The organism is Lactobacillus sp. UMNPBX16 (genome assembly GCF_002553775.1).
GTDB classification, from domain to species: domain Bacteria; phylum Bacillota; class Bacilli; order Lactobacillales; family Lactobacillaceae; genus Lactobacillus; species Lactobacillus crispatus.
The window spans coordinates 1-1005 of record NZ_PCYU01000028.1 but is presented as its reverse complement, the minus strand read 5'-3'; the positions used below and the strand labels follow the sequence as shown (position 1 = coordinate 1005).

1 protein-coding gene and 1 pseudogene are annotated in these 1005 nt (G+C 28.9%); one reads left to right on the top strand and one right to left on the bottom strand.

The window, feature by feature from the left end:
• Positions 1 to 236: 236 nt before the first annotated feature.
• Positions 237 to 545, bottom strand: coding sequence for a hypothetical protein (locus CP367_RS10755; RefSeq protein ID WP_098049655.1), 309 nt, complete (start codon positions 543 to 545; stop codon positions 237 to 239).
• 308 nt (positions 546 to 853) lie between these two features.
• Here CP367_RS10755 and CP367_RS07465 point away from each other — a divergent pair.
• Positions 854 to 1005: pseudogene (locus CP367_RS07465) on the top strand (IS256 family transposase); the annotation flags it as partial.

Below are 1005 nucleotides of genomic sequence, written 5' to 3'. Positions count from 1 at the left end.
TCAATTCAGCTTCTAACAAGTTATTAACAGCCTGTTGTAGCTCTTTGCGCAATAAATCATTTATTTTGTCTGGATTGAATAGAGCTTGAGCAAAATCTTTGGTAAAATCATTCATGAAGGAGTTCTTCTTTCTGTATGTGTTTTTTTGTTCAAACCAATCATACGAGAAAGGAACTCCTTTTTCTAATGTTTAAAGAAATAAATTTAAGGAATCATTCATCCTTACACAAACTATTTTACAGTCTCCAGAAAATTGACCGAATATTTAGAACATCTTTTACTTTAGCATTTAAGTTAGCATCTAAATAAGAAAGAATATTAATATGATAAGTTTGGTCTTTGTAGGCTACATAATATTTTTTGGTTTTAGACAATCCTTCTGCTTTTGAGACCCACGATTGCAATCTTATTGTTTTTTTAATTCCCATTAAAATATCTTCTTCTTTTATTGCATTTAATTCTTTATCAGCTAAAGGTAATTTTTTTATTCCTACTTTATCTGAAAGTTTAGAACAATTTAACAAAAAAATATTATCTAATTCCAATTTTAGTCCTCTACTATCCAATAAACATTTCCAACTTTAGTTGCATTACCAATTTTTATGCCCATTCTTTTATTTTCAATTAAAGTACCTATTTCAATTCCTTTACTAATACAATAGACAGTTTTTCCATTATTAATACTACCTTCAAAGACATTATAGCCCAATAAGATCAAAATTATAGAGACCGTAAAATAGTTTGTGTAAGGATGAATATTTCCTTAATTTTATTTCCCTGAATATTAGAAAAAGGAATCCTTTTCCCGTATGATTGATTTGAACGAAAAACATACTAGAAAAGAGATTCCTTCATGAATGATTTTACCAAAGATATGACTAATGCTCTATTCAATCAGGATAAAATTAATGATTTATTGCGCAAAGAGCTACAACAGGCTGTTAATAACTTGTTAGAAGCTGAATTGACTGCCTTTCTGGGCTATGATCCCTATGCCAGAAATGG